This window comes from Bacillus sp. SIMBA_031, assembly GCF_046535225.1.
GTDB lineage: Bacteria > Bacillota > Bacilli > Bacillales > Bacillaceae > Bacillus > Bacillus velezensis.
Window position 1 is genome coordinate 1 of sequence record NZ_JAWRXC010000694.1, and the last position, 235, is coordinate 235.

Sequence of the window (235 nt, forward strand, 5' to 3'; positions counted from 1 at the left end):
GGCAAGATCCCGCTGAACTACGTGGCCAATCTTGGCGATCTCGCCGGTCCGTTGCCGCCACCGCCGCCGACAGGTGCAGGTGAAGGTCAGACGGTTCTGCGTCAGCGCGCCGAGCAGGTTGCCTTCGCCGCGCTGCCGTCGGCGACGCCGTCGCCTGGTCCGGCACGGATGGACACGCTGATGGCCAACCTTGTCCCGACCCTCCCCCATGACGCCATGGTCACCCTTGGCGCCG

The 235-nt window shown here is 68.9% G+C and carries 1 protein-coding gene; it reads left to right on the top strand.

Annotated elements, in window-relative coordinates; all coding sequences use genetic code 11:
- Window positions 1-235, top strand: a 235-nt coding sequence (locus SB724_RS21855; RefSeq protein WP_410573176.1) for a hypothetical protein, incomplete at both ends; no start/stop codon positions are given.